At 56.6% G+C, this 23336-nt stretch carries 25 protein-coding genes and 1 other RNA gene; 9 read left to right on the top strand and 17 right to left on the bottom strand.

Annotated features, from left to right (window positions below):
• Positions 1–58: 58 nt before the first annotated feature.
• From NG99_RS09295 to NG99_RS09275, 5 genes are all read left to right on the top strand, one after another.
• Positions 59–1192, top strand: a complete 1134-nt coding sequence (locus tag NG99_RS09295; RefSeq protein WP_034891330.1) for an amidohydrolase/deacetylase family metallohydrolase — start codon at positions 59–61, stop codon at positions 1190–1192.
• Positions 1176–2297, top strand: coding sequence for a DgaE family pyridoxal phosphate-dependent ammonia lyase (locus NG99_RS09290; RefSeq protein WP_034891327.1), 1122 nt, complete (start codon positions 1176–1178; stop codon positions 2295–2297). The genes NG99_RS09295 and NG99_RS09290 overlap by 17 nt, the downstream gene beginning before the upstream one ends.
• Positions 2294–3034: a 2-dehydro-3-deoxy-phosphogluconate aldolase gene (dagF, locus tag NG99_RS09285; protein WP_034891324.1), complete on the top strand. Its 741-nt coding sequence runs from the start codon at positions 2294–2296 to the stop codon at positions 3032–3034. Before NG99_RS09290 ends, dagF begins: the two co-directional genes overlap by 4 nt.
• A 67-nt stretch (positions 3035–3101) precedes the next feature.
• Positions 3102–4247: a lactonase family protein gene (locus tag NG99_RS09280; RefSeq protein ID WP_034891321.1), complete on the top strand. Its 1146-nt coding sequence runs from the start codon at positions 3102–3104 to the stop codon at positions 4245–4247.
• Between the two features lie 84 nt (positions 4248–4331).
• On the top strand, positions 4332–6242 hold the full coding sequence (locus tag NG99_RS09275; protein WP_034891319.1) for a BglG family transcription antiterminator: 1911 nt from the start codon (positions 4332–4334) through the stop codon (positions 6240–6242).
• Between the two features lie 42 nt (positions 6243–6284).
• Here the strand turns inward: NG99_RS09275 and dolP are convergent, their stop codons facing one another.
• From dolP to NG99_RS09255, 4 genes are read right to left on the bottom strand one after another with little or no spacing between them, the layout of a single operon-like run.
• The gene (dolP, locus tag NG99_RS09270) at positions 6285–6857 is read right to left on the bottom strand and encodes a division/outer membrane stress-associated lipid-binding lipoprotein (protein WP_034891316.1); all 573 of its coding nucleotides are present in this window, start codon (positions 6855–6857) and stop codon (positions 6285–6287) included.
• A 10-nt stretch (positions 6858–6867) separates the two neighbouring features.
• Positions 6868–7458, bottom strand: coding sequence for a DnaA initiator-associating protein DiaA (gene diaA / locus NG99_RS09265; protein ID WP_034891313.1), 591 nt, complete (start codon positions 7456–7458; stop codon positions 6868–6870).
• 32 nt (positions 7459–7490) lie between these two features.
• Positions 7491–7883, bottom strand: a complete 393-nt coding sequence (locus NG99_RS09260) for a YraN family protein (RefSeq protein WP_034891310.1) — start codon at positions 7881–7883, stop codon at positions 7491–7493.
• Positions 7841–9886, bottom strand: coding sequence for a penicillin-binding protein activator (locus NG99_RS09255; RefSeq protein WP_034891308.1), 2046 nt, complete (start codon positions 9884–9886; stop codon positions 7841–7843). Before NG99_RS09255 ends, NG99_RS09260 begins: the two co-directional genes overlap by 43 nt.
• A gap of 62 nt (positions 9887–9948) precedes the next feature.
• On the opposite strand from NG99_RS09255, the gene rsmI reads away from it, so the two are divergent.
• Entirely contained in the window at positions 9949–10806 is an 858-nt protein-coding gene (gene rsmI / locus NG99_RS09250; protein ID WP_034891305.1) for a 16S rRNA (cytidine(1402)-2'-O)-methyltransferase, read from the top strand.
• Between the two features lie 32 nt (positions 10807–10838).
• Positions 10839–11216, top strand: an RNA gene (rnpB, locus tag NG99_RS27550) — RNase P RNA component class A.
• A gap of 119 nt (positions 11217–11335) precedes the next feature.
• Here rnpB and NG99_RS09245 read toward each other — a convergent pair.
• A complete protein-coding gene (locus NG99_RS09245; RefSeq protein ID WP_034891302.1) occupies positions 11336–12076 on the bottom strand; it encodes a carbonic anhydrase in 741 nt (246 codons plus the stop codon).
• A gap of 217 nt (positions 12077–12293) precedes the next feature.
• On the opposite strand from NG99_RS09245, the gene NG99_RS09240 reads away from it, so the two are divergent.
• A complete protein-coding gene (locus NG99_RS09240) occupies positions 12294–12851 on the top strand; it encodes a UPF0149 family protein (protein ID WP_034891581.1) in 558 nt (185 codons plus the stop codon).
• 62 nt (positions 12852–12913) lie between these two features.
• Here the strand turns inward: NG99_RS09240 and NG99_RS09235 are convergent, their stop codons facing one another.
• Entirely contained in the window at positions 12914–13618 is a 705-nt protein-coding gene (locus NG99_RS09235) for a pirin family protein (protein ID WP_034891299.1), read from the bottom strand.
• 124 nt (positions 13619–13742) lie between these two features.
• Between NG99_RS09235 and NG99_RS09230 the strand changes: the two genes are divergently transcribed.
• Positions 13743–14645, top strand: a complete 903-nt coding sequence (locus NG99_RS09230) for a LysR family transcriptional regulator (protein WP_034891296.1) — start codon at positions 13743–13745, stop codon at positions 14643–14645.
• Between the two features lie 36 nt (positions 14646–14681).
• Here NG99_RS09230 and NG99_RS09225 read toward each other — a convergent pair whose 3' ends face one another.
• The 11 genes from NG99_RS09225 to NG99_RS09175 all read right to left on the bottom strand — a co-directional run bounded on the left by NG99_RS09225 (position 14682) and on the right by NG99_RS09175 (position 23187).
• Entirely contained in the window at positions 14682–15668 is a 987-nt protein-coding gene (locus NG99_RS09225; RefSeq protein ID WP_034891293.1) for a glutathione S-transferase family protein, read from the bottom strand.
• 88 nt (positions 15669–15756) lie between these two features.
• Positions 15757–16149: a DoxX family protein gene (locus NG99_RS09220; protein ID WP_034891291.1), complete on the bottom strand. Its 393-nt coding sequence runs from the start codon at positions 16147–16149 to the stop codon at positions 15757–15759.
• A 236-nt stretch (positions 16150–16385) separates the two neighbouring features.
• Entirely contained in the window at positions 16386–16667 is a 282-nt protein-coding gene (locus NG99_RS09215; RefSeq protein WP_034891289.1) for a YqjK-like family protein, read from the bottom strand.
• On the bottom strand, positions 16667–17059 hold the full coding sequence (locus NG99_RS09210; RefSeq protein ID WP_198138757.1) for a phage holin family protein: 393 nt from the start codon (positions 17057–17059) through the stop codon (positions 16667–16669). Before NG99_RS09210 ends, NG99_RS09215 begins: the two co-directional genes overlap by 1 nt.
• A gap of 2 nt (positions 17060–17061) precedes the next feature.
• The gene (locus NG99_RS09205) at positions 17062–17367 is read right to left on the bottom strand and encodes a DUF883 family protein (RefSeq protein ID WP_034891283.1); all 306 of its coding nucleotides are present in this window, start codon (positions 17365–17367) and stop codon (positions 17062–17064) included.
• A 46-nt stretch (positions 17368–17413) separates the two neighbouring features.
• Positions 17414–17788: a DUF1090 domain-containing protein gene (locus NG99_RS09200; RefSeq protein ID WP_034891281.1), complete on the bottom strand. Its 375-nt coding sequence runs from the start codon at positions 17786–17788 to the stop codon at positions 17414–17416.
• Positions 17789–17946: 158 nt separating this feature from the next.
• Positions 17947–18333, bottom strand: a complete 387-nt coding sequence (gene mzrA, locus NG99_RS09195; RefSeq protein ID WP_034891278.1) for an EnvZ/OmpR regulon moderator MzrA — start codon at positions 18331–18333, stop codon at positions 17947–17949.
• Complete coding sequence (locus NG99_RS09190) at positions 18333–19010, bottom strand: DedA family protein (protein ID WP_034891275.1); 678 nt, start codon at positions 19008–19010, stop codon at positions 18333–18335. The genes mzrA and NG99_RS09190 overlap by 1 nt, the downstream gene beginning before the upstream one ends.
• A 487-nt stretch (positions 19011–19497) precedes the next feature.
• Entirely contained in the window at positions 19498–20730 is a 1233-nt protein-coding gene (gene sstT, locus NG99_RS09185; protein ID WP_034891578.1) for a serine/threonine transporter SstT, read from the bottom strand.
• Positions 20731–20964: 234 nt separating this feature from the next.
• Positions 20965–21936, bottom strand: coding sequence for a TerC family protein (locus NG99_RS09180; RefSeq protein ID WP_034891271.1), 972 nt, complete (start codon positions 21934–21936; stop codon positions 20965–20967).
• A gap of 252 nt (positions 21937–22188) precedes the next feature.
• Positions 22189–23187 (bottom strand): Gfo/Idh/MocA family protein, encoded by a 999-nt coding sequence (locus NG99_RS09175; RefSeq protein WP_034891268.1) that lies wholly within the window; start codon positions 23185–23187, stop codon positions 22189–22191.
• Positions 23188–23336: the final 149 nt, after the last annotated feature.

Genomic DNA, 23336 nt, shown 5'->3' with positions numbered 1-23336 from the left:
CAGCGGGCAGGCCGCTTTGACGGATGTCACCGACATCCGGTGAAAGAAGGAGTTTGCCATGTTTGATCTCATTATCCGCCGTGCGCGCCTCGCTGATGGCAGCCTGACGGACATCGCCGTGCACCACGGCAAAATTGCCGCGCTGGGCGAGGTAGCCGGAGCCGCTGCCGAAGAGCGCGACCTCGCGGGTCGCTACTGGCTGAGCGCCGGTTGGATTGACTCACACGTTCACTGTTATCCCAAATCGCCAATCTATCATGACGAGGCCGATCGCGTCGGCGTCGAAACCGGCGTCACCACCGTGGTGGACGCAGGCAGCACCGGCGCTGATGATGTTGACGAGTTTTACCAGCTGACCCGATCCGCCAGCACCCAGGTTTACGCGCTGCTGAACATCGCCCGTACCGGCATCGTCACGCAGAACGAACTGGCGGACATGAAGCAGATTGATAAGGTCGGCGTGCGCGATGCGGTGCAGCGCCTGCCTGGTTTTATTATCGGTATTAAAGCGCGGATGAGCAGCAGCGTGGTCGGTGCTAACGGCATTAACCCGCTGATCCGCGCCAAAGAGATCCAGCGCGAAAACGGCGATCTGCCGCTGATGGTGCACATTGGCAACAATCCGCCTGATCTGGATGAAATAGCCGATCTGCTGAGCAGCGGCGACATCATCACCCACTGCTACAACGGCAAGCCTAATCGCATTCTGACGCCAGCCGGGGAGCTCAAAGCCTCCGTGAGTCGCGCGATCCAACGGGGTGTTCGCCTGGATGTGGGCCACGGCAGCGCCAGCTTCAGCTTTGAGGTCGCTCGCGTGGCGATTGCTCAGGGCATTCTGCCGCACAGCATCAGCTCGGATATCTACTGCCGCAACCGCATGAACGGCCCGGTTTATACCCTGGCCCACGTCATGTCCAAATTCTTTAACGTAGGCATGACGCTGCCGCAGATCGTTGACTGCGTGACGCGCAAGGCGGCAGAGGGCCTGCGTTTGCACAGCAAGGGAAGGCTGGAAGTGGGGCTGGATGCCGACCTGACTATTTTTGACGTCAAAGAGGAAACCTGCCTGTTTACCGACTCCGAAGGGCTGTCGGTCTCAGGTGAGAAGCAGCTGGTACCGCTGGTCGCCGTGGTTGGCGGCCAGTGGTTCATTACCGACGAAGGGAAAATGCATCATGTCTTCGATTTATGAAAAATATGGTTTAAAGCAGGTTATTAACGCCTCCGGTCGCATGACCATTCTTGGCGTTTCCACGCCGAGCGCCGACGTGGTAGAGACGGTTAACTACGGTCTGAATCACTACTTTGAAATGAAAGATCTGGTGAACAAAACCGGCGCTTATATCGCCAGTCTGCTTGGCTGTGAGGATGCTGTGGTTGTCTCCTGCGCTTCAGCAGGTATCGCGCAGTCCGTGGCCGCCACCATTGTGAAAGACGATGACTGGCTGCTGGAAAACCTCCACGCCGCGCCGCTGATCGTGCCGCATGACATCGTGGTGCCGAAGGGCCATAACGTCAATTTCGGCGCGCCGGTCGGCACTATGGTCGCCATGGGCGGCGGACGGCTGGTGGAAGCGGGCTACGCGAACGAATGCTCCGCCGATCAGCTCTCTGCGGCTGTCACACCACAGACCGCCGCCATTCTCTATATCAAATCCCATCACTGCGTGCAGAAAAGCCATCTCAGCGTAGAGCAGGCTGCGGTCGTTGCCCGTAAGCACGGCGTTCCGCTGATCGTTGATGCCGCAGCCGAAGAGGATTTGCAGTGCTACTACCAGTACGGCGCCGATCTGGTGATTTACAGCGGCGCAAAAGCGATTGAAGGGCCAACCAGCGGGCTGGTGATGGGCCGCAAGCAGTACGTGGAGTGGGTGAAACGCCAGTCAATGGGGATTGGCCGCGCAATGAAGGTGGGTAAAGAGGGCATTCTCGGCCTGACTCAGGCGATTGAAAACTATCTGGTGCAGGAGAAAGTGTCCGGCGCGCAGATGGTCGAGAAAATGACGCCGTTCATCACCAGTCTCAACTCGCTGTCTGGTATCTCCTCGCGCGTGGTCTGGGATGCGGCCGGTCGTGATATTGCCCGTACCGAGATCCATTTCGATGAGGCCATTATTGGTCACACCACCGGGGATATGGTGCAGGCGCTGAAGAACGGCGATATCGCCATCTATTTCCGTGGCTACAAGGCCAATGAAGGCATCGTGGAAGTGGACGTCCGCAGCGTGTCGCCTGAGCAGTTGAATATCATTTATCTGTGCATTAAATCTTTGTTAGCAGGAGAGAAAAAAGCATGAAGCTGACCCCCAAATTTTATCAGGATCGCGTGTGCCTGAACGTGCTGGCCGGTTCTAAAGAGAACGCCCGTGAGATCTGGCAGGCCGCAGAAGGTCATGTGCTGGTGGGCGTGCTGTCAAAAAACTACGACAGCGTGGCAAGCGCAGTAGCTGATATGCGTGACTACGCCGCGCTGATCGACAATGCCCTTTCCGTCGGCCTGGGCGCTGGCGATCCGAACCAGTCCGCGATGGTTAGCGCCATCTCTGCTGAGATCCAGCCGCAGCACGTCAACCAGGTCTTCACCGGTGCGGCAACCAGCCGCGCTCTGCTGGGACAGGATCAAACCGTGGTGAACGCGCTGATCTCACCAACCGGAACGCCGGGCCAGGTGAAAATCTCCACCGGCCCGCTGAGCTCCAAAGCCGCCGATGCGATTGTGCCGGTGGAAACGGCGATCGCCCTGCTGAAAGACATGGGCGCCAGCTCGGTAAAATACTTCCCGATGGGCGGCCTCAAGTCGATTGACGAGTTCAGGGCGGTAGCTAAAGCCTGCGCGGAGCAGGATTTCTGGCTGGAGCCGACCGGCGGCATCGATCTGGAAAACTATGAGCAGATCCTGCAAATCGCCCTCGACGCCGGCGTACCGAAAATCATCCCGCATATCTACAGCTCCATTATTGATAAAGATAGCGGTAATACCCGCCCGGCCGACGTCAGCACCCTGCTATCGATGACGAAAAAGCTGGTCGGTTAAGCTTTCCCGGCGGGCTGACTGCCCGCCGTTCCTGCTGTCCCCTTAACTTTTTTGAGCGAGGAACACCATGCGTAACTGGCCTTTGATCTCTGCCCTGTCTGTTGCTCTGATGGCTACGATTCCCCTTGCGGCCCAGGCGCAATTTGCCTATGTCGGGACCTATAATCCAAACGGTGAGGGTATTTACCGCTTTGCGGTGAACCCGGCAGACGGCGCGCTGAGCGGCAAAACGCTGGTCAGCCAGCTGCCGAACCCGGCTCAGCTCACCGTCGATGCGCAAGGTAAAACGCTGTATGTCGCCAGCGAGAGTGAGAAGGGCGTCGTGGTGGCGTATGCGATTGCCCAGGATGGCAGCCTGAGCAAGCTTAATGAGGTCAGCTCGCAGGGCGCAGGGCCGGTCTATCTGTCGCTGACGCCGGACGGCAGGTATCTGCTGGTGGCGAACTACGTCAGCGGCAGTAAGGCGGTTTTGCCGGTGATGGCCGATGGTCGTCTGGCGGAAGCCAGCGACTCGCAGCAGGATCAGGGGCCAGCGGGAGCCGCTAAGCCAGCCGCAGCGGCAGAAGGGAGCTTCGCCGTCAGCGATCATAATGGCCCTCATGCCCATATGATCGCAGCCGATCCAAGCGGTAAGTTTGTCTTCTCAACCGATCTCGGGCTGGATCGCATTTATCAGTATCGGCTGAGCAGCGACGGCAAGCTGCAAGCTAATACGCCTGCGTGGATAGCGGCCTCTTCGGCGGGAGCAGGGCCACGGCATTTTGTGTTTCAGCCAGGAGGGAAATCGCTGTATCTGATCAACGAAGAGGCTTCCACGCTGACTCGCTATCTGCTTAATGGCAAAACCGGCACGCTGACCGAGGCGGCTAGCGTCTCTGCGCTGCCAGCCGGGTATAAAGGCACCAGCTTTGCCGCCGGTCTGGCGATCGATAAATCTGGGAAAAATCTTTATGTTGCCAACCGTCTGCATAACAGCATCGCGCATTTCACCATTGAGGCCAACGGCACGCTGAGCTATAAAGACGACGTCTGGACCCGTGGGGATTACACGCGTACCTTGACGCTCTCGCCGGATGGTAAGACTCTGTATGCCATGAACCAGCGTAGCGACAACATCACCCGCTTCCGGGTTGAGCCTGGCAGCGGAACCCTGTCGTTTACCGATGATTACACGGCCGTTGGCGCGCCTTCGCAGCTGGTATTAACACCGTAAATTTGCTGTGGACCGGAGGAATGCCGCCCCGATGGGGCACTCCTCCGGCCCCTGCCTCAGGATCTATTATCGACAGGAACCCCCGTGAGATTTCCAAACCAACGCCTTGCCCAGCTGTTCGATCTGTTACAAAACGAGACGTTGCCTCAGGATGAGCTGGCGCGTCGTTTTGACGTGTCCACCCGCACCGTCCGCACCGATATCACCACGCTGAATGAGCTGCTGGCCGACCACGGCGTGCGGTTTGTCCTCAGTCGTGGCGAAGGCTATCAGCTGAAGGTCGAGGATGCAGCCCGCTATCGCCTGTTGCAGGAGCAGACACCTTCTCATCTGCGGGTGCCGCGCACTTCCAGCGCTCGCGTGCACTATCTGTTGACCCGTTTTCTCACTTCAGCCTTTTCTCTGAAGCTGGAGGATCTGGCTGATGAGTGGTTCGTCAGCCGCGCCACGCTGCAAAGCGATATGGCTGAAGTGAGAGAGTGGCTGGGGCGCTACCAGCTGGCGATTGAAACCAAGCCGCGCTACGGCATGAAGCTGTTTGGCAACGAAGTCGCCATGCGCACCTGCCTGACCGATCTGCTCTATAAAATCGCTCAGGAGGACAGCGAGGATCCGCTGCTGAATCTGGAGGCGTTGAACAGCGGTATGCTGGGGACGCTTCAGCCGCTGCTGCACCAGTGCTTCAGTCGCTTCCATATCCGTATGACCGACGACAACGAGTTCTATCTGCGGCTGTATTGCGCGGTTGCCGTCAGGCGCATCAGCGAAGGTTATCCGCTGTCCGACTTCAGCGCGGAGGATGTGGACGAGGACGTGCGCGATGCGGCCCGCCACATTATTAATCTGATGCGGCCGATTACCGGCAAGGTGATTTCGCCGTCTGAAGAGGCCTATTTGCGGGTGAATATCGCCGCCCGACGCATCGAGGAAATTGCGCCCAGCGCCATCAGCCCTGACGACGGCGAGTCGCTGGTGGACTACATCCTTAGCTACATCAACACCCACTACAATTTTAATTTGCAGAACGATCCGCAGCTGCGCGCCGACCTGCTGACGCACATTAAAACGATGATTACCCGCGTGCGGTACCAGATCAATATCCCCAATCCGCTGCTGGCGAACATCAAGCAGCATTATCCGATGGCCTATGACGTCACGCTGGCGGCGGTGTCCAGCTGGGGAAAATATACCCCCTATGTGATCAGCGAAAATGAGATTGGTTTTCTGGTGCTGCATATCGGCGTTGGTCTTGAGCGCCACTACAACGTTGGCTATCAGCGGCATCCGCAGATCCTGCTGGTATGTGATACCGGCAACTCAACGGTGCGGATGATTCAGGCGATGCTGACGCGCAAATATCCGCAAATTGTGCTGAGCAACATTATCTCGCTGCGCGAGTACGAACAGCAGGAGAGCATTGAGGAAGATTTCGTGATCTCAACGGCGCGGCTGAGCGAGAAAGATAAGCCGGTGGTGGTGATGTCGCCTTTCCCGACGGAATATCAGCTGGAGCAGATTGGCAAGCTGGTACTGGTCGATCGCACGCGGCCTTACATGCTGGAAAAATACTTCGACGCCAGCCACTTTCGCATTATCGACCAGCCGATGACTCAGGCCGAGCTGTTTAAGACGCTGTGTCGGCAGCTGGAACAGGAGGGCGTGGTAAGAGGGGATTTCTGGCCTTCGGTTGAGGAGCGTGAGGCGATAGTCAGCACCATGCTGGGCGAAGGGATCGCGCTACCGCACTCGCTGGGGCTGCTGGCGAAGAAAACCGTGGTCTATACCGTGCTTGCGCCGCAGGGCATCGCCTGGGGAGATGAAACGGCCTACGTGATTTTCCTGCTGGCGATCAGCAAAACCGAATACGAAGAGGCGATGGCGATTTACGACCTGTTCGTAACGTTTATGCGTGAAAGAGCAATGACCCGGCTACGCGAGAGTCAGGACTTTGACAGTTTTAAAACCGTGGCGATGGACTGCTTAAGCAGGCTTTAGGCAGGCCGCCCGCGCGAATCCTTCGCGCGGGCGGTATCAGGCTTATTTCAGAATAGTGAACGCGGTGGTAACGTGTTTCACGCCGCTCACCCGGCTGGCAATATCTGCCGCCGCCTTCGCTTCAGCATCGGTAACCAGACCCAGCAGGAACACTTCCCCGTTCTCGGTGGTGACCTTGACGTTAGACGATTTCACCTGCTCGCTGGACAGCAGCTGCGAACGCACCTTGGTGGTGATCCAGGTATCCGAGGACGCGGTGCCGAAGCTGGCTTTGTCGCCGGTGCGGACTTCGTTGTAGACCTCGGTTGCGCCGTCTACGCCCATCGTTATCTGTTTGGCGCGGCTGGCGATATCAGCGGAAGGCGTCTGGCCGGTCAACAGGACTTTGCCCTGATAGGCGGTGGCGACGATGTGTGCGTCGTTTTTAATTTGCTGGTCTTTAGACAGCGCGTTGCTGACTCGCAGCTCTAAAGTACTGTCATCCACCTGGGTGCCAACGGTACGGGGATCAGTGGCGGTTTTGGTGGCTACCGCGGCACTGCCGATAACCGCTGCCACGCAGCCCTGTAACATCAGCGCGGTAAGTACAACGGCAATTGCAGATAATGCCTTCATTTAAGCTCCTTCAAACGTCCTGATGGGGAAACAAGGTGTTATCGATTAAATCGCACAGGCAATTCACGGTTAACATATGCATTTCCTGAATCCTCGCACTGCGGTGCGAGGGGATGCGAATTTCCACATCCTGTGGTCCCAATAAACCGGCGAGCTCGCCGCCGTCATAACCGGTAAGCGCTATGATTGTCATGTCGCGCGTTACCGCTGCTTCTACGGCCTTCACAATATCACGGCTGTTGCCGCGCGTTGAGATGGCCAGCAGAATGTCGCCAGCATGGCCCAGGGCACGGACCTGCTTGGCGTAAACTTCTTCATGCAGACGGTCGTTGCCGATGGCCGTCAGCAGCACGTTATCGGCGCTCAGCGCGATAGCCGGCAGGCTGGGGCGTTCCGTCTCGTAGCGATTAATCATACTGGCAGCAAAATGCTGGGCATTGGCGCTGGAGGTTCCGTTGCCACAGCTCAGTATTTTGTTGCCGTTTAGCAGCGACTGAACCATGGTCATCGCCGCGTTGGAGATTGCATCCGGTAGCGCCTCAGCGGCGGCAATCTGCGTCTGAATACTTTCGGTAAAGCAAACTTTTATTCTTTCCAGCACTTCATTCACCTGGTTAGTCGTTGGCCTGGCATTCACTCGGCCGTAAAAGCATTGGGTAACCAGTCAACCTGCGTTCCGGTTATCGCTATCACATCAAAGCGGCAGTCAGCCGACTGCAGGCTGCTTTTACGCCCCCGCAGCCACAGTTCGGCGGTTCGCAGCAGCTTCTGCTGCTTGCTGCGGGTAACGCTGGCGGCCGCGCCGCCAAACCGCGCATTACGACGATAACGCACTTCGACAAAAACCCACGTCCGCCCGTCGCGCATGATCAGATCGATCTCCCCGACGCGAAAGCGGGCGTTGGCCGCAACAAACGTTAAACCTGCGTTCTCCAGCAGGTGGCGGGCCTGTTGTTCATAGCCCGCCCCCGTTTGCTGTCGACTCAGGTCACCGGAACGATTTGTCCCTGGCGATACTGGCTCCATGTCAACTTCCTGTTGATGACGCAATCCGTCGTCGCGCTGAGGTTGCCGGTTTCCCCTTTGAGCTGGAAGCCCGGCATCTGGCGCATTTCGTTAAAGTGATTAGCCAGTGACCAGGCGTCCACGCCCATCGCATACAGACGAATCAGCGAATAATCGTTGTTGAAGGCCCTCGCGGCCTGCTGCATCAGAGCCGGGTTCGCCCCGGTCAGCACTGGCGCATCGCTGAACTGCACGCCTTCCATCTCCAGACGGAAGTCCGGGCCTGAACCCGCCTGGAAACTGCGCGAGCTGGCGTAGATTGACACCATGCTCCGGCTGCTGGTTCGCATAGCGATCATCGGTTTGATCAGCTCCATTTCGCTCTGCGTAGCCACAACGTAGACGGCGTCTACGTTGCCGCCGTCATCAGACGCCGCGGCCGGTTCTGGCTGCGTTGGCGCCGGAATGGTCAGGCCGGCAATGGTCACGCCCTGCGGCTGCTGCGGCTGGGCATTATACGGCGTACCGCTCAGACGCAGACCAGCACCGCTATTAATCCCCTGCTTCAGTTCAGCGGTTGAGCCAAACTGCTGCTGTAGGACGGTGCTGCCGCCCAGCTTCTGCCATTCGGTCGCGAAAGCCTTGCTGACGCGGTCACCCAGCGAGCTACGCGGCACCAGCATCAGCGGGGATCGCTTGCCCTGGTCCCACATATGATGAGCGGCGTCGCGGGCTTCGTCTTCAGGAGAAAGCGCAAAGTAGCAAAGATTCGGATGGTTCTGTATGGTCTCCGGCTCGTTGAGCGCCAGGATATTCAGCGGCGTTTGCACCGAGGAGAGCTTCTCAACGTTGCTTTTGATCAGCGGGCCGACCACCAGCGTAGCGCCATCTTTCTGCGCCTGAGCCAGCACCTGGTCAACGGGCTGCGTGCTGGTGTCATAGACCTGTACCTGCGTCGAGCTGGCAGGCGGCGCGGTTTGCGCTACGCTGCCGCTCTGCGCCGCTGGTTGAGGCTGGGTGGCATTGGCGTCCGGAGTGGCACTGGCGTCCTGCGGAGCTTCAACTGGCGCGGCAGAAGTGCTGACCGCGGCGGAGGGATCGGCCGGATTAGTGCCGCTATCCTGCGGTTGGGCTGGGGCTGGCGCTTGAGTCTGCGGCAGAGCGCCATTTTTAGCGTCGTTAAAGCCTTTCTGAATAGCGTTGGCAAAGATTTGCGCCTGGCCGCTTAACGGCAGCAGCAGGGCAATTTTACCGGTAGAGGACTGCTGGAAGTTTTGCACCTGGCCCAGCGCCGTTGGCAGCATCTTCGCCCCCGGATTATAGGGGTAACGCGTCTGCCAGTCGCTGATGCCGGCTTTGAGCATATCGGGATCGTTGCTGTTGGCCTTATACACGTTCAGCAGGTCTAACCAACCTTGCAGGGTGTTTTCGTCGGCGTTGATCACCATGCTGTTGACCTGCGCAGGCGTCAGCTGCACCAGCGCCTGCCAGGTAGCATCAATATTCTTCTGCTTGTCGGCTGGATTGGTCAGCAGCGGTTCCTGCGCAATATAGGCACGCAGCACCTCAAGCGAAGGGCGGCCCTGGCTGGCGGCGATCTGCAACTGGTAGTAGCGCGCCTGCTGGTCTTTAGACAGCGCGTCGAAATCCACCTGTTTCAGCAAACCGGCGGCGCCGTTAACGTCCTGCTGGACGATCTTCATTTGCGCCTGTAGCAGCAGGGCTTCCTGAGCCTGCGTTTTGTTCAGCGTCTGCGGCAGGCTGGAAAGCTGGTCGTTGGCCTGAGGGAACTTCCCTTCATTCAGCAGCGCTTTGATTGCGAGTAATTGCCAGTCAACCTTGTTATCATCTGCGCTTTGCTGCATTTGCTGCAGATAGTAGTCGGAGTTGCCTGTAGCCGCGCCCTGCACATTCGCCGGAGGCGTTTGCGGACCCTGACTGGTACACCCGGCAAAGAACAGGGCGGCCAGCAGAACAGACATGCAGCGTCCTGCTTTGTTATGAATGACTTTCGAAGGAAGCATACTGTATCCAGTGATGTTTTTTTCAAGATGCTCAATATTAAATCGGCAATTCGGATCACACAATGAAACAACGCGATGATATTTCTGCCAGCACGCTTTATATCGTTCCAACACCGATTGGTAATCTGGGCGATATCACCCAGCGCGCGCTGACGGTGCTTGCGGGCGTCGATCTGATCGCTGCGGAAGATACACGTCATACCGGGCTGTTGCTACAACATTTCGCGATCAATGCGCGCCTGTTCGCATTGCACGATCACAATGAGCAGCAAAAGGCAGAAACGCTGCTGGCTAAGCTGCAGGAAGGGCAGAGCATAGCGCTGGTTTCCGATGCCGGCACGCCGTTGATCAACGACCCGGGGTACCATCTGGTCCGCCGCTGTCGCGAGGCTGGCATCCGCGTTGTTCCTTTGCCCGGCGCCTGCGCGGCGATTACAGCATTAAGCGCCGCCGGGTTGCCGTCCGATCGATTCTGTTACGAAGGGTTTCTGCCCGCCAAAAGTAAAGGCCGGTGCGACACGCTACGCGCTCTTGAGCAGGAACCCCGCACGCTGATTTTTTACGAATCTACCCACCGTCTGCTGGAGAGTCTACAGGATATGGTGACGGTTTGGGGAGCCGATCGCTATGTAGTGCTGGCGAGAGAGATCACGAAAACCTGGGAATCCTTGCAGGGCGCGCCGGTTGGCGAGCTGCTGGCCTGGGTGTTGCAGGATGAAAATCGCCGGAAGGGCGAGATGGTGCTGATTGTTGAAGGTTTTCACGCTGCGGAGGATGCGCTGCCGCCTGAGGCGCTGCGCACGCTGACGCTGTTACAAAAAGAGCTGCCGCTAAAAAAAGCCGCTCAGCTTACCGCTGAAATCCACGGCGTAAAAAAGAATGCGCTGTATAAATACGCCCTGGAGCAGCAAGAGGGGTGACAAACCGCGCGGAATCCCCTATTATCCGCGCCGAAGCTGACCAGACAGTCGCCGCTTTGTCGCCGTCCTCCTTCGGGGGAGACAGACAAAGGGGAGGAAAGTCCGGGCTCCATAGGGCAGGGTGCCAGGTAACGCCTGGGGGGCGCAAGCCCACGACAAGTGCAACAGAGAGCAAACCGCCGATGGCCCACTTGTGGGATCAGGTAAGGGTGAAAGGGTGCGGTAAGAGCGCACCGCGCGGCTGGCAACAGATCGTGGCACGGTAAACTCCACCCGGAGCAAGGCCAAATAGGGGTTCACCAGGTACGGCCCGTACTGAACCCGGGTAGGCTGCTTGAGCCAGTGAGCGATTGCTGGCCTAGATGAATGACTGTCCACGACAGAACCCGGCTTACCGGTCAGCTTCGAACTCATTCAAAACAATACGTTGGTGTATCTCAGCGGCTTTTCACGCAGATGGGATACACTAACGCTTGTTCCCTTCTTTAACATGCCTTAGCGGCAATCTCTCTTTCCCTCTTGAAACCCGTTATACCTCGAAAAACTCAACTTTGCCGCCAGCAAGGTGATACATACTGCCAACGATTTTAATTTTTTTCTGGTCTTCCAGTTCTTTCAGTACCGGGCTGTTTTTACGAATATTTTCGACGGTAAGTTCAACATTTTTTCGGGCGACGGCGTCGACAAAATCGTAATTGCTCCCTTTACGCTCGCCGCTAAACGCCGTTTTTTCGATAGCAGGTTTAATTTCATCCAGCAAACCTGTCAGGTTACCCAGTTCGGCATTATTAATCGCGCCTCGAACCGCGCCACAACGCGTGTGTCCCATAACCAGCACGACTTTCGCGCCAGACAGAGCACAGGCGAACTCCATGCTGCCCAGCATATCGCGATTACTGATGTTTCCTGCTACACGCGAATTGAAGGTTTCGCCGATCCCTGCATCCAGCACAATTTCAGCCGGTGCGCGTGAGTCAATGCAACTAAGGATCACTGCAGCAGGATACTGACCGGTGAGGCTGTTGCGCTTCTGTGCCAGGTAGTCATGTTTCGCCGGACGATTTTCGCGAAAGCGTAAATTACCCTGTTTAAAATGCTCGATTACAGCATCCGGGGTCATTGCATCACGTTCTTCTTTGCTCAGTGATGCGGCGAAGGAGATGGAGGGCACAGATAAAGCGGTCAGCCCGGTGACAGAAAGGGCAGAGATAGCCAGGGTTTGCTTTAAAATTCTCCGGCGTGAAGGTTGGGTGGGTTGGTTCTGGTTCATTATGTCGTCCTGATGGTTAAGTTGGTTTAAATTGCAGCAATGATACGCCGCTAAATGTTAATGAACCTAAAACGGCAGGACATAGTTCCGGAGAGTAACGGTCTTCCCTGTCGCGTAGCTGGACCCGTCCGCAGGGCTTTTTGCTTTCTTCGTTACGGTAATCAGGATTAGCAGGTAAACTTCAGGGAAGAGTTACTACCTGTCAGGAGAATGCAGCATGAATACGGGACCGCTTAGCGAAGAAGAGCTGGAATGGTTGGATGAAATATTGCTGGAGCACGGCAGCGACGATTCAGTGATGGACGTCTCTGAACTGGACGGGATGCTGACGGCTCTGCTTTCCGGCCCTGGAAAAATTCAGCCGGAGGTCTGGCTGGTATCACTCTGGGGAAGCGCGGTTCCCGAGTGGTCCTCTGAAGCGGAGAAGACCCGCTTTAACAGCCTGGCCCTTCAGCATATGAACGATATTGCTGAGCGGCTAAGCGAAGCGCCGGATCAGTTTGATCCTTTGTTTGGCTATCAGACTATCGACGATGAAGAGTATCTGGTCGTTGAGGAGTGGTGCTTTGGCTATATGCGCGGCGTGGCGCTGGATAACTGGTCAGCGCTGCCCGCCAGCGAGCTTCCGGCTCTCGAAGCCATTGCCATTCACGCCGATGAGGTGAGTACCACTAAACTGGAGCAGTACACGCCGGAAGAGTATGAGCAGAGTCAGGCGGCGATTGGCCCGGCGGCGCTGACGCTCTGGAAGTACTGGCTGACGAAGCTTCAGTAACAACAACGCCCCAGCGGCACTGCCGCTGGGGCGTTTCGTTTTCCCCAAATGGCGACCCTGCATTAAATGGGTAAATCAATCACCAGCGCCCGCAATGGCGTGTCGGCTATCAGCGTTACGCTCTCTTCTTCACGGATAAAGGCACCGTCGCCGCAGACCAGCGCTTCTTTTGCCTGCGAACTGGTGATGGCGTTAAGGCTACCGTGAACAGACTGCAAATAGGCCCGTGGTCCGTGGAGCTTGATGGTATGCGTCTCGCCAGGCGCAAGCTCAAGATGATGAACCCAGACCTGCTGGCGCAGTTGCAGACTCTGCTGGGCGCCGTCTGGCGAAGCCAGCAGCCTATAGCGGGTATGTTCCGGCAACAGTACTCGCTGGACCGAGGTGTTTTCACGCTGCGGGCAGGCATCCAGCCAGAGTTGCATACGCGTTAACGGCTGCTCTTTACTGAGGTTAAATTCGCTGTAGCTGACGCCCGGATGAGTGGCAAACAGCAGCGCCTCGCCCTGTCGGGCCGTCACGGTATTGCCTTCGCTGTCGCGGTATTCCGCCTCGCCCTGTAAAATCAGATTGAGTACGTCAACTTTGGGATAGGCTCTCGGCTGAAAGGAAGCCCCTGGCGCCAGCACTTCCTGATTGAGTACGCGTAGCGAGGCGTAGCCCAGTAAGGTAGGGTCAAAATAGTGGCCAAAGGAAAACGTATAACGCGCTTGCAGCCAGCCAAAATCAGCCTTGCCACATTCCTGAGCGGTGCGACTGGTTATCATAAATCCTCCCCGGTCGATGCATTTCCCCGACCGTTTATTATCCTTATATAGTAAGTTTCTGGACGCCGGATTGTTAGCCAGTTAATCTGCTCGGTATATTCAAAATTCCTGACAGAGAATCGCTATGGCAAAAGACCGCGCCCTGACGCTGGAAGCGCTGCGAGTGATGGATGCTATCGATCGGCGCGGCAGCTTTGCCGCCGCGGCGGACGAGCTGGGCCGGGTTCCTTCCGCTCTCAGTTACACCATGCAGAAGCTGGAAGAAGAGCTGGACGTGGTGCTGTTCGACCGCTCTGGTCACCGCACTAAATTCACCAACGTCGGCCGGATGCTGCTTGAGCGCGGCAGAGTCTTGCTGGAGGCGGCCGATAAGCTGACCACGGATGCCGAAGCGCTGGCCAGAGGGTGGGAAACGCACCTGACCATCGTGACTGAAGCGCTGGTGCCAAGTGAATCTCTGTTCCCGCTGATCGACAAACTGTCTGACAAAGCCAATACCCAGATTTCTCTGGTCACCGAAGTGCTGGCCGGGGCCTGGGAGCGTCTGGAGCAGGGACGGGCGGATATTGTTATTGCGCCGGATATGCATTTTCGCGCCTCGTCAGAGATCAACACCCGCAAGCTTTACAGCACGATCAGCGTGATTGTCGCCAGCCCGGAGCACCCCATCCACAACGAACCTGAACCGCTGTCTGAGGTCACGAGGGTGAAGTATCGCGGTATTGCGGTGGCTGACACCGCGCGTGAGCGGCCGGTGCTGACCGTTCAACTGCTGGACAAACAGCAGCGCCTGACCGTCAGCTCGATGGAAGATAAGCATCGTGCTCTGCTGGCCGGGCTTGGCGTAGCATCGATGCCCTATCCGATGGTTGAGAAGGATATCGCCGAGGGACGCCTGCGCGTGGTCAGCCCGGAATATTCACGGGAAGTGGACATCATCATGGCCTGGCGGCGGGACAGTATGGGCGAAGCGAAAGCCTGGTGCCTGCGTGAAATCCCCAGGCTGCTGGCGAAGCGGCAGAGCTAAGCCAGCGGAAACCGGCCTTCAGCTCTGCGCCCCGTTTTAACGGAACCGCTTATCGCGCCCGTGTGGCTCATCCCAGTTAAATGCGGGCCCTACGGAGATCACCCCTGAAGGGTTGATCGTTTTGTGGCTACAGTAATAATGATGGCGGATATGGTTAAGGTTGACCGTCTCTGCCAGACCCGGCATCTGATAAATCTCACGCAGGAAACCGTTCAGATTCAGGTAATCGCCAATGCGGTGCTTATCGCATTTGAAGTGGGTAACATAGACCGGGTCGAACCGCACCAGCGTCGTCCACAGGCGCAAATCCGCTTCCGTCAGGCGATCTCCCGTCAGGTAACGATGCTGTCCCAGTATTTGCTCAAGCCGATCCAGCGAGCTGAACAGCGCGGTGATTGCCTCATCATAAGCGGCCTGTGAGGTTGCAAAGCCCGATTTGTAGACGCCGTTATTCACCGTGTCATATACCCAGCCGTTGACCTCATCGATTTTGCTGCGCAGATCGGCCGGATAATAATCTCCCGCCTTCGCCCCAGCGCCGTCAAACGCGCTGTTGAACATGCGCAGGATATCGGCTGATTCGTTACTGACAAGGGTGTTTTGCTTTTTATCCCAAAGAACCGGCACGGTGACGCGGCCGGTATACTCTTTATCCGCGTGCAGGTAGAGCTGATACAAATATTCATTCTGATAGAGGCTGTCGCCGGTCGCCGCCGGAAAATCTTCATTAAAGGTCCAGCCATTCTCAAGCATCAGCGGGTGAACGACCGAGACCGGGATCAGCGACTCCAGACCTTTTAGCTTGCGCATGATTAACGTGCGGTGCGCCCAGGGGCAGGCAAGAGAAACGTACAGATGATAGCGATCGGCCTCGGCACGAAAGCCAGCTTTGCCGGTCGGGCCTGCTTCGCCATCGGCCGTCACCCAGTTACGAAAGGCCGACTCAGAGCGCTTAAAGCGGCCACCGGTGGATTTGGTGTCGTACCAGTTATCGTGCCAGACACCGTCAATCAACTGTCCCATAAATCCTCTCTTGTCCCTGAACATTAGCAACGAAAAAGCGAGGATATCGTATCCTCGCCCCTATGCTACAAAGTATAGCCGGTGTTTCTTACCACTTTTTATTCAGCACGCGGTCAAGGCTGTAAGCGCCAGGGCCGGTGATGAACAGCAGCAGGTAACCGCCAGCAATGGTCAGGTTTTTCATAAAGTTGATCGAGTTACCTTCCACGCTGAAATCAATATGGAAAATAAACGCGGTGATCAGCGTGAACACGGCGGTAGCGATTGCGGTGAAGCGAGTCAGGAAACCGAACAGAATCGCCAGGCCGCCGCCGAATTCCAGCAGGATAGTCAGCGGCAGTAAGAAGCCGGGGACGCCCATGTGCTCCATATACTGCTGCGTGCCTGCATAACCGGTGATTTTTCCCCAGCCAGCCACGATAAACAGCACGGGCATCAAAATACGCGCAACTAAAAAGCCAACATCTTCTAATTTTTTCATGAACCACCCCAACAAGTTTTATCCGGCCGGGCAGGGTGCCCGGCACATTAAGTTGATGCCTGACGCGACGTTATCGCTCAGTACCGTTCGTTGCAGGAGATAGTATTCGCGAAAGGAAAGCATTGTAAGCGAGATAATCTGTCGGTGTTCTTCAGGAAAATTGAACAGACTGTGCGGTCAGGCGTCAGGGAGGGGATAACAACAGGGGAAGTCCCCGTCAGCGAAGGCTGACGGGGTTAGCGATGGGGAAGAAAGTTGCGAATCATGCGCCAGCTGCTCCACACGCCGAGGCCACGCTTGGCCCAGCGGGTGAGGATGCGGGGATGGCGAACCGACCAGATCGCCATCAGCCCGGTGCCGACGGCAACATAGCGTCGCAGGCCAATCAGCGTCAGCCAGCTGCGATCGTAGCGGGCGGTGCTGGCAAGAAAAGACTTCTTGCCCGCGCTGAGATCGAGCCGCTGCTGCTGGATCTGGCGCAGCAGCTCCGCTTTACGCTTATCGCGCTCGCGGCTCATCAGTCATCCTCCAGCAGCTTGCGGTCTGACGACAGCTCTTTACGGGTGGCGCTGAGCAACGTCGAACGACGTGATTTAGCGAGAGTCCACAGGCCGAAAATCAGCGCCAGAGCAAACAGCACGGCAGTGGTGATGCCGATAGCCATCAGGCGGTACTGGGCATCCACCGCCCAGATAATCAGCACCATCAGGCTCATCAGACCAAAAGCGGTGAAGAGCATGGTGAGGCCAATCATCATAATCATTTGAATCAGATTGGCTTTTTCTTCCTCAAGCTCCACCACTGCCAGCCGTACGCGGGTCTCCACTATCCCGACCAGGGTAGTGATGATGCGCTGTCCGATGTTAATGACCCCTTTGCCGGGGCCGTGGCTTTCCTGAGAATCCTGCATCATTAACGACGAGTCAGCAGAACGCCCAGCACCACACCAATAGCGGCGCCGATACCAACGCTGGTCCATGGATTCTCACGCACGTACACATCGGCATGGTCAGCCACTTCGCGAGAGGTTTTGGCAATGCGATCGCCAGACTCGCCCAGGCGTGCGCGGGTATCTTTCAGCGCGCTCTGCGCCTTGCTGCGCAGCTTATCCAGCTCGGTTTTTGATTTTTCGCCGGTGTTGCTCAGCACTTCTTCCAGCGTATCCGCCAGGTTTTTCAGTTCCGCGCGCAGATGTTCAGACGTTGTATCTTTCGACATAACAAACTCCTTTCAAGTTCAGTAATGAGAGTCTGGCTCAGTTCGCTCAGAATGGCGCAGCCTGGACTTCCTTCAGTTCGCGTTTTGCTTCTTCCAGTTTACGTTCACGTTTGGCAATTTTTTTATTGTCATCGCCATCCGCTTTTTCCTTATCCAGTTCTTTTTGCCGTTCGACCACCTTCTGCTGATGCGAAGCAATCTTTTCCTGATGCTGCGCCTTCAGTTTTTCATCCGTGCAGCCCGCTTTCGCTTCGGTCAGCGCGCGCTCCAGGCCGTTCACGCGGCGTTGATTGTTGTGCTTTTTAGCCAGGTCGATTTCATGCTGAATTCCCTGCTCTTTTTGCAGGCACAGAGAGTCAGCCGCATGGGTATAAGTGGCCAAAGTGAACAGGCTGAGTCCGAGGAGAGTGCGGTATTTCATCTTATTTCTTTACCTTCCGTTGTGGTGGGCCGCTGGACGACCCGTTAATCCTGGCAATAGTAATCGGGTTTCTCAGATTAAGTAAGCATAGTAAGAAAAACCGAAAAGCTCAAAAATAGAGAATATTCGTAGGGATAGCGTCGCGATACGGCTAAAAATTAGCCAACGGACTGCTTGCGCAGGCTGAGGCGATTCATCAGCTGTGAGGACGCGGAAGGATCCAACTGGTCGATATCAAAGCCATAGGGCAACAGCTGATGCAGCACTTTTTCCGCCGCGGTGCTTTGCTCCTGAGTATCGAAGCGGATCACCAGCGAGTCGTTGTCGGGCGTGATGCTTTTGATGTGGATCCCTTGCGCATTCAAACGCTGATAGACGTAAAAGCCATCTGGCAGCGCGATGCCCTGACGGGCGGCCCGAATCTGTAGCGCGGTATCGTCACGAAACAGCGTGGGGACCAATGCCACCGTCATCAGCGCCGCACAGCACACTATCAGCACGCACAGCACTTTCGTATTGAGATAAGGCCTGAGCAAAGCAAACATTATAAATTTCCTTTCTCATTATTCAGGCCGCGCTTTTTGCGCCAGAGTACGAACAGTGAGCCAATCAAACCAAAGACCAGCAGCACCAGAGGCAGCATCATCAGGCAGAAGGTCAGCTGGTCTTCGTATTTGCGGAAGATCGGGCTTTTGCCGAGCGCAAAGCCCAGCACGGTCAGGATCAGCACCCACAGCAGCGCGCTCATCCAGTTAAAGAACTGGAAGCGGGCGTTGCTCAGGCCAGAAAGTCCGGCGATGGTGGGCAGCAGCGTCCTGACGAAGGCAATAAAGCGGCCGACCAGCAGCGCGGAGAGACCGTGCTTGTGGAACAGCCGGTGCGCCCGGTCATGGTACTGCACGGGCAAATGCGCCAGCCATTTCTGTACCGTGGGCGTATTGCCCAGCCATTTTCCCTGGATATAGCTCACCCAGCAGCCAAGGCTGGCGGCGGTAGTCAGAATAAACAGGGTCAGAGGGAAGCCCAGCGTACCCTTGGCTATCAGCACGCCGACCAGAATCAACAGGCTGTCGCCGGGCAGGAAAGCGGCCGGAAGCAGGCCGTTTTCCAAAAAGAGGATCATAAACAGGACAAAATAGATTGCCCAGACCAGCGTTGGGTCTGAAAGGGTCGCGAAATCTTGCTGCCAAAGTGCGTGGATCAGGGCTTTAAAAATATCCATAGGGCATTCCCGAACATCATTGTTAGCCGTGTTCTGAAGGCGGCCGGCACGATGAATTAATCGTTATTATGAGTGCTGGTCTGACTCTGAACACGGACAGGTTTTCTGGTTACAGACAAACGGACGCAATGCTTTTTAAGCTGTCTGAAACGGTAAAAAAAGGCGCTTTACTGTAACAAAATAGCGGCAAATGAGACAGGAGAAACTTGTCGCCAACGATGTTTTACAGGGGCCGGAAGGAAGGGAAAAGAAGCTTTACACAGGCTGACACTATAGCACCTTTTGTGACGTTGGCCGCAGCGCTGAAATATCTGGAAAAAGCTAACTTATTGGCCGCTGATGCAGAAACTCCGGCGATTGGGGGATTTTGGACACTCATCGCCACAGGTGAAGCCAGTACCTGGGAGGCGCTGGCGATTTTCAACCGTGGCGGCACATGGCAGAGAGGGGACGGCAGACCTGGAGGAGCGGGCCTGCCGGGTGGGCGTCAGGTTCGCAGCTCGTCGCGACGCTCTTCGGCCATGCAGGCCGCTGCCGTAAATAAAATATCCGCCGAGGAGTTCAGCGCGGTTTCCGCCGAATCCTGCAACACGCCGATGATAAAGCCAACCGCCACCACCTGCATGGCCACTTCGTTTGGAATGCCAAACATATTGCAGGCTACCGGGATCAGCAGCAGCGAGCCGCCAGCGACGCCGGATGCGCCGCAGGCGCAGATTGAAGCGACCAGGCTCAGCAGGATCGCCGTACCGAAATCCACCTGAATTCCAAGCGTATTGACCGCCGCCAGCGTCAGCACGGTGATGGTGATCGACGCGCCCGCCATGCTGATGTTTGCCCCTACCGGGATCGACACGGAGTAGGTGTCCTCATCCAGCCCGAGTTTCTTCGCCAGCGCCATATTAACGGGGATATTGGCCGCGGAGCTGCGGGTGAAGAAGGCGGTGACGCCGCTCTCACGCAGGCAGGTAAACACCAGCGGATACGGGTTGCGGCGAATTTTCCAGTATACCAGCAGCGGGTTGAACACCAGCGCCATCAGCAGCATACAGCCCAGCAGCAGGCCCAGCAGATGAGCGTAGTCCCACAGGGCGGAGAAACCGGTCGTTGCCAGAATGGAGGCGACCAGGCCAAAAATGCCCAGCGGCGCGAAGCGGATCACCATTCGTACCAGTGAGGTCACGGCGTCTGACGCATCGTTCAGGAAGGCGCGCGTGGTGTCACTGCTATGGCGGAAAGCGAAGCCGAGACCTATTGCCCACACCAGAATACCGATGTAATTGGCATGCATCAGCGCATCAATCGGGTTGGACACCATGCTCATCAACAGGCCGTTCAGCACTTCCAGGATACCTGACGGCGGCACGATCTGCTGGCTGGCATCGGCCAGCGTCAGCGTCTGCGGCAGCAGCTGGCTGAAGAAGACGGCCACCACGGCGGCACAGAAGGTGCTCAGCAGATAGAGAAAAACGATCGGCCTGATGCTGGTTTTGCTGCCTTGCTGATGGTTAGCGATTGAGGCAATCACCAGCACCATTACCAGCAGCGGAGCAACCGCCTTCAGCGCGCTGACGAACAGGTTGCCCAGCAGGGCGACGGCGTGCGCGCTCTCCTTCGAGAACCAGGCGAGAGCAATGCCCGCCACCAGCCCAAGCATAATCTGGCTAACTAAACTTCCCTGCATGATACGCCGCAGTAATCCGGGACGACTCTTTTCCATACTCATAATAAAAAACCATTTTTGTTATCAATAACGATGCGCCTGAGCGCCATCTGCGCTGAACAGGGCGGCATCGGCGTGTTTGCGCGGGTGAGTATAAGGAAATGTGATGACAGGGGAAGGGAAAAGTCTCGAAAAATTGAGCCTGGTAAAAAACAGCCGCCTGATAACGTCGAATTATGGCTAAAGGTCACCCGTGGCCGCTAAACGAAGGGCCACGGGTGAAGATTGTGGCTATTTACTTCGTTGCTTTTGATCGTTGCGATGATTTACCCAGGCGTTAACGATCAGCGTTACCGCCAGAATGCTGCCCACTGCCGCCAGCGAAATCGACACCGGAATGTGATAGAAATCAACGATCAGCATCTTCACGCCGATAAATACCAGCACCACGGCCAGGCCATATTTCAACATATGGAAGCGATCCGCCACGTTCGCCAGCAGGAAGTACATGGCTCGCAGGCCAAGGATCGCGAACAGGTTGGAGGTCAGCACAATGAACGGGTCGGTGGTGACCGCAAAGATTGCCGGGATGCTGTCGACGGCAAAAATCACGTCGCTCAGCTCCACCATAATCAGCACCAGCAGCAGCGGCGTCGCAAACAGCACGCCGTTACGGCGAACGAAAAACTTCTCGCCTTCCATGCCTTCCGTCATGCGCAGGTGGCCGCGCAGCCAGCGAACCAGCGGCCTGTCGCCGACGTTGCTCTCTTCCTCGCCGCCTTCCATCGCCATTTTGATGCCGGTAAAGATCAGGAAGGCGCCAAACACGTAGAGTATCCAGCTGAATTCGGAAACCAGCCAGCTGCCGCCAAAGATCATCACCGTACGCAGCACGATAGCGCCAAGAATGCCGTAGATCAGCACGCGGCGCTGAATGGCCGCCGGAACGGCGAAGTAGCTGAACAGCATCAGCCAGACGAAGACGTTATCCACCGCCAGCGCTTTCTCCAGCACGTAGCCGGTCAGGAAGGCCATGGTTTGCGCATTGGCGACGTCGCGGCCGATATTGCCGTCGAGATACCACCAGAAACCGGCAGCGAACAGGAGAGAGAGGGTGATCCAAAGCAGCGACCACAGCGCCGCCTGTTTCATCGACATGGTCTGCACGCCGCGTCGACCCTGTAGGAAGAGATCGATAGCCAGCATGATAACCACGATAGTAACAAAGCTGCCCCACAGAAGAGGCGTGCCGACAGTGTGCATAGAAAGATTCCGTAAAATGAGAAATGGCTTCAGAAGATCTGCTTGCCTGCGTCTTAATGACGAGCGGACAGATCCCATACAGGCCAGGTCTCACCTACAGCAGGAATGATGAATTCCCGTTGCCCGACGACCGGGTATCTGCGGATACCGTGCTGACGATCGTTCGGCGTTGAAGTTACTCCCCTATGCTGCGCCAGAAGATACGGACTGGCGCAGCGCAGGTCAATTATAACTGGAAATATTTAGAAATGTTTACACAACCGCTTGTTCCGGCAGATCGTCCGCCGGGAAAACGACGCCGGTTTGACGACGAATTTCGGTCAGCAGCTTCGCTGTGGCGCGTGAAGTGGCGATCCCCGGATGGTTGACCTCGTTGTCTGTCACCAGCCGGACAAAGGTTTCGGCTTCATACAGCATGGTATTGATGTGCTGAGGATGGCTGAGATCCTGCGCTTTGGCGCCGCGAGGCGTAAAGCTAACGCGTTGGCATTCCGATATCTGCTCAATCACCAGCGAGCCTGCTTCCCCCTGGATCTCACTTGGCAACACGGACTGGCTGACTTTGGCGTGCTGTATCGTCACGTCAAAGTCGCCGTAATCCATCAGCACGGTGCCGTGGGCGTCAACGCCGCTTGCCAGCAGGGAAGCGCTGGCGATAACGCTGTGCGGCTCTCCCCACAGGCTGACCGCCGTCGCCAGGCAGTAGTAGCCAATATCCATAATCGATCCGTTGGACCAGGCGGGGTTAAAGGTGTTGGGGTTCTCGCCATCCAGATAGCGCTGATAGCGGGAAGAGTACTGGCAGTAGTTGATAAACGCCTTGCGTAGCTTGCCGACTTTTGGCAACGACTGTTGCAAAATCAGGAAATTAGGCAGGCTGGCGGTCTTAAAGGCCTCAAAAAGCACCACCTGATTGTCGCGCGCGCAGGCAATCATCGCTTCCACTTCACGCAGGTTGGAGGCGAGCGGTTTCTCACAGATTACGTGTTTTTTATGCTGAAGAAACAGCAGCGACTGCTGGCAATGCAGGGCGTTTGGGCTGGCAAGGTAAACTGCGTCGATGGCATCCGACTGCGCCATCTGCTCCAGCGAGGTAAACAGATGTTCGACCGGATAATCCTTGCTGAAGGTCTGGGCCTGCCCAAGCGATCGGGAATAGACGGCGGTAAGCTTCATTTTGCCGGTTTCATGCGCGGCATCGACAAACTGGCGCGTAATCCAGTTGGTCCCTACTACAGCGAAGCGGATCATGGCGTGTTTCAATCTCCACACGTTTATGGCGTTGCGTCCAGGAGCGTGGTCCTGCCCGCGTGATAACGCTCAGAGTAGCATGTGTGCGCCAGCGGGCAATGGCTAAAAAAGCGGTGCGGCCAGCAGAAATATCATCAGCGATGCGCTCG

This window comes from Erwinia typographi, assembly GCF_000773975.1.
In the GTDB taxonomy this organism is placed as follows: Bacteria; Pseudomonadota; Gammaproteobacteria; order Enterobacterales; family Enterobacteriaceae; genus Erwinia; species Erwinia typographi.
The sequence above is the reverse complement of the archived record's forward strand: the minus strand, read 5'-3'. Positions and strand labels throughout refer to the sequence as shown.

Bases quoted from the DNA above. Each gene is read 5' to 3' on its own strand.
- NG99_RS09295 (WP_034891330.1), top strand. From the start codon at position 59: ATGTTTGATCTCATTATCCGCCGTGCGCGCCTCGCTGATGGCAGCCTG.
- NG99_RS09290 (WP_034891327.1), top strand. From the start codon at position 1,176: ATGTCTTCGATTTATGAAAAATATGGTTTAAAGCAGGTTATTAACGCC.
- dagF (WP_034891324.1), top strand. From the start codon at position 2,294: ATGAAGCTGACCCCCAAATTTTATCAGGATCGCGTGTGCCTGAACGTG.
- NG99_RS09280 (WP_034891321.1), top strand. From the start codon at position 3,102: ATGCGTAACTGGCCTTTGATCTCTGCCCTGTCTGTTGCTCTGATGGCT.
- dolP (WP_034891316.1), bottom strand. From the start codon at position 6,857: ATGAAGGCATTATCTGCAATTGCCGTTGTACTTACCGCGCTGATGTTA.
- NG99_RS09260 (WP_034891310.1), bottom strand. From the start codon at position 7,883: ATGGAGCCAGTATCGCCAGGGACAAATCGTTCCGGTGACCTGAGTCGA.
- NG99_RS09255 (WP_034891308.1), bottom strand. From the start codon at position 9,886: ATGCTTCCTTCGAAAGTCATTCATAACAAAGCAGGACGCTGCATGTCT.
- rsmI (WP_034891305.1), top strand. From the start codon at position 9,949: ATGAAACAACGCGATGATATTTCTGCCAGCACGCTTTATATCGTTCCA.
- NG99_RS09245 (WP_034891302.1), bottom strand. From the start codon at position 12,076: ATGAACCAGAACCAACCCACCCAACCTTCACGCCGGAGAATTTTAAAG.
- NG99_RS09240 (WP_034891581.1), top strand. From the start codon at position 12,294: ATGAATACGGGACCGCTTAGCGAAGAAGAGCTGGAATGGTTGGATGAA.
- NG99_RS09235 (WP_034891299.1), bottom strand. From the start codon at position 13,618: ATGATAACCAGTCGCACCGCTCAGGAATGTGGCAAGGCTGATTTTGGC.
- NG99_RS09230 (WP_034891296.1), top strand. From the start codon at position 13,743: ATGGCAAAAGACCGCGCCCTGACGCTGGAAGCGCTGCGAGTGATGGAT.
- NG99_RS09225 (WP_034891293.1), bottom strand. From the start codon at position 15,668: ATGGGACAGTTGATTGACGGTGTCTGGCACGATAACTGGTACGACACC.
- NG99_RS09220 (WP_034891291.1), bottom strand. From the start codon at position 16,149: ATGAAAAAATTAGAAGATGTTGGCTTTTTAGTTGCGCGTATTTTGATG.
- NG99_RS09215 (WP_034891289.1), bottom strand. From the start codon at position 16,667: ATGAGCCGCGAGCGCGATAAGCGTAAAGCGGAGCTGCTGCGCCAGATC.
- NG99_RS09210 (WP_198138757.1), bottom strand. From the start codon at position 17,059: ATGCAGGATTCTCAGGAAAGCCACGGCCCCGGCAAAGGGGTCATTAAC.
- NG99_RS09205 (WP_034891283.1), bottom strand. From the start codon at position 17,367: ATGTCGAAAGATACAACGTCTGAACATCTGCGCGCGGAACTGAAAAAC.
- NG99_RS09200 (WP_034891281.1), bottom strand. From the start codon at position 17,788: ATGAAATACCGCACTCTCCTCGGACTCAGCCTGTTCACTTTGGCCACT.
- mzrA (WP_034891278.1), bottom strand. From the start codon at position 18,333: ATGTTTGCTTTGCTCAGGCCTTATCTCAATACGAAAGTGCTGTGCGTG.
- NG99_RS09190 (WP_034891275.1), bottom strand. From the start codon at position 19,010: ATGGATATTTTTAAAGCCCTGATCCACGCACTTTGGCAGCAAGATTTC.
- sstT (WP_034891578.1), bottom strand. From the start codon at position 20,730: ATGGAAAAGAGTCGTCCCGGATTACTGCGGCGTATCATGCAGGGAAGT.
- NG99_RS09180 (WP_034891271.1), bottom strand. From the start codon at position 21,936: ATGCACACTGTCGGCACGCCTCTTCTGTGGGGCAGCTTTGTTACTATC.
- NG99_RS09175 (WP_034891268.1), bottom strand. From the start codon at position 23,187: ATGATCCGCTTCGCTGTAGTAGGGACCAACTGGATTACGCGCCAGTTT.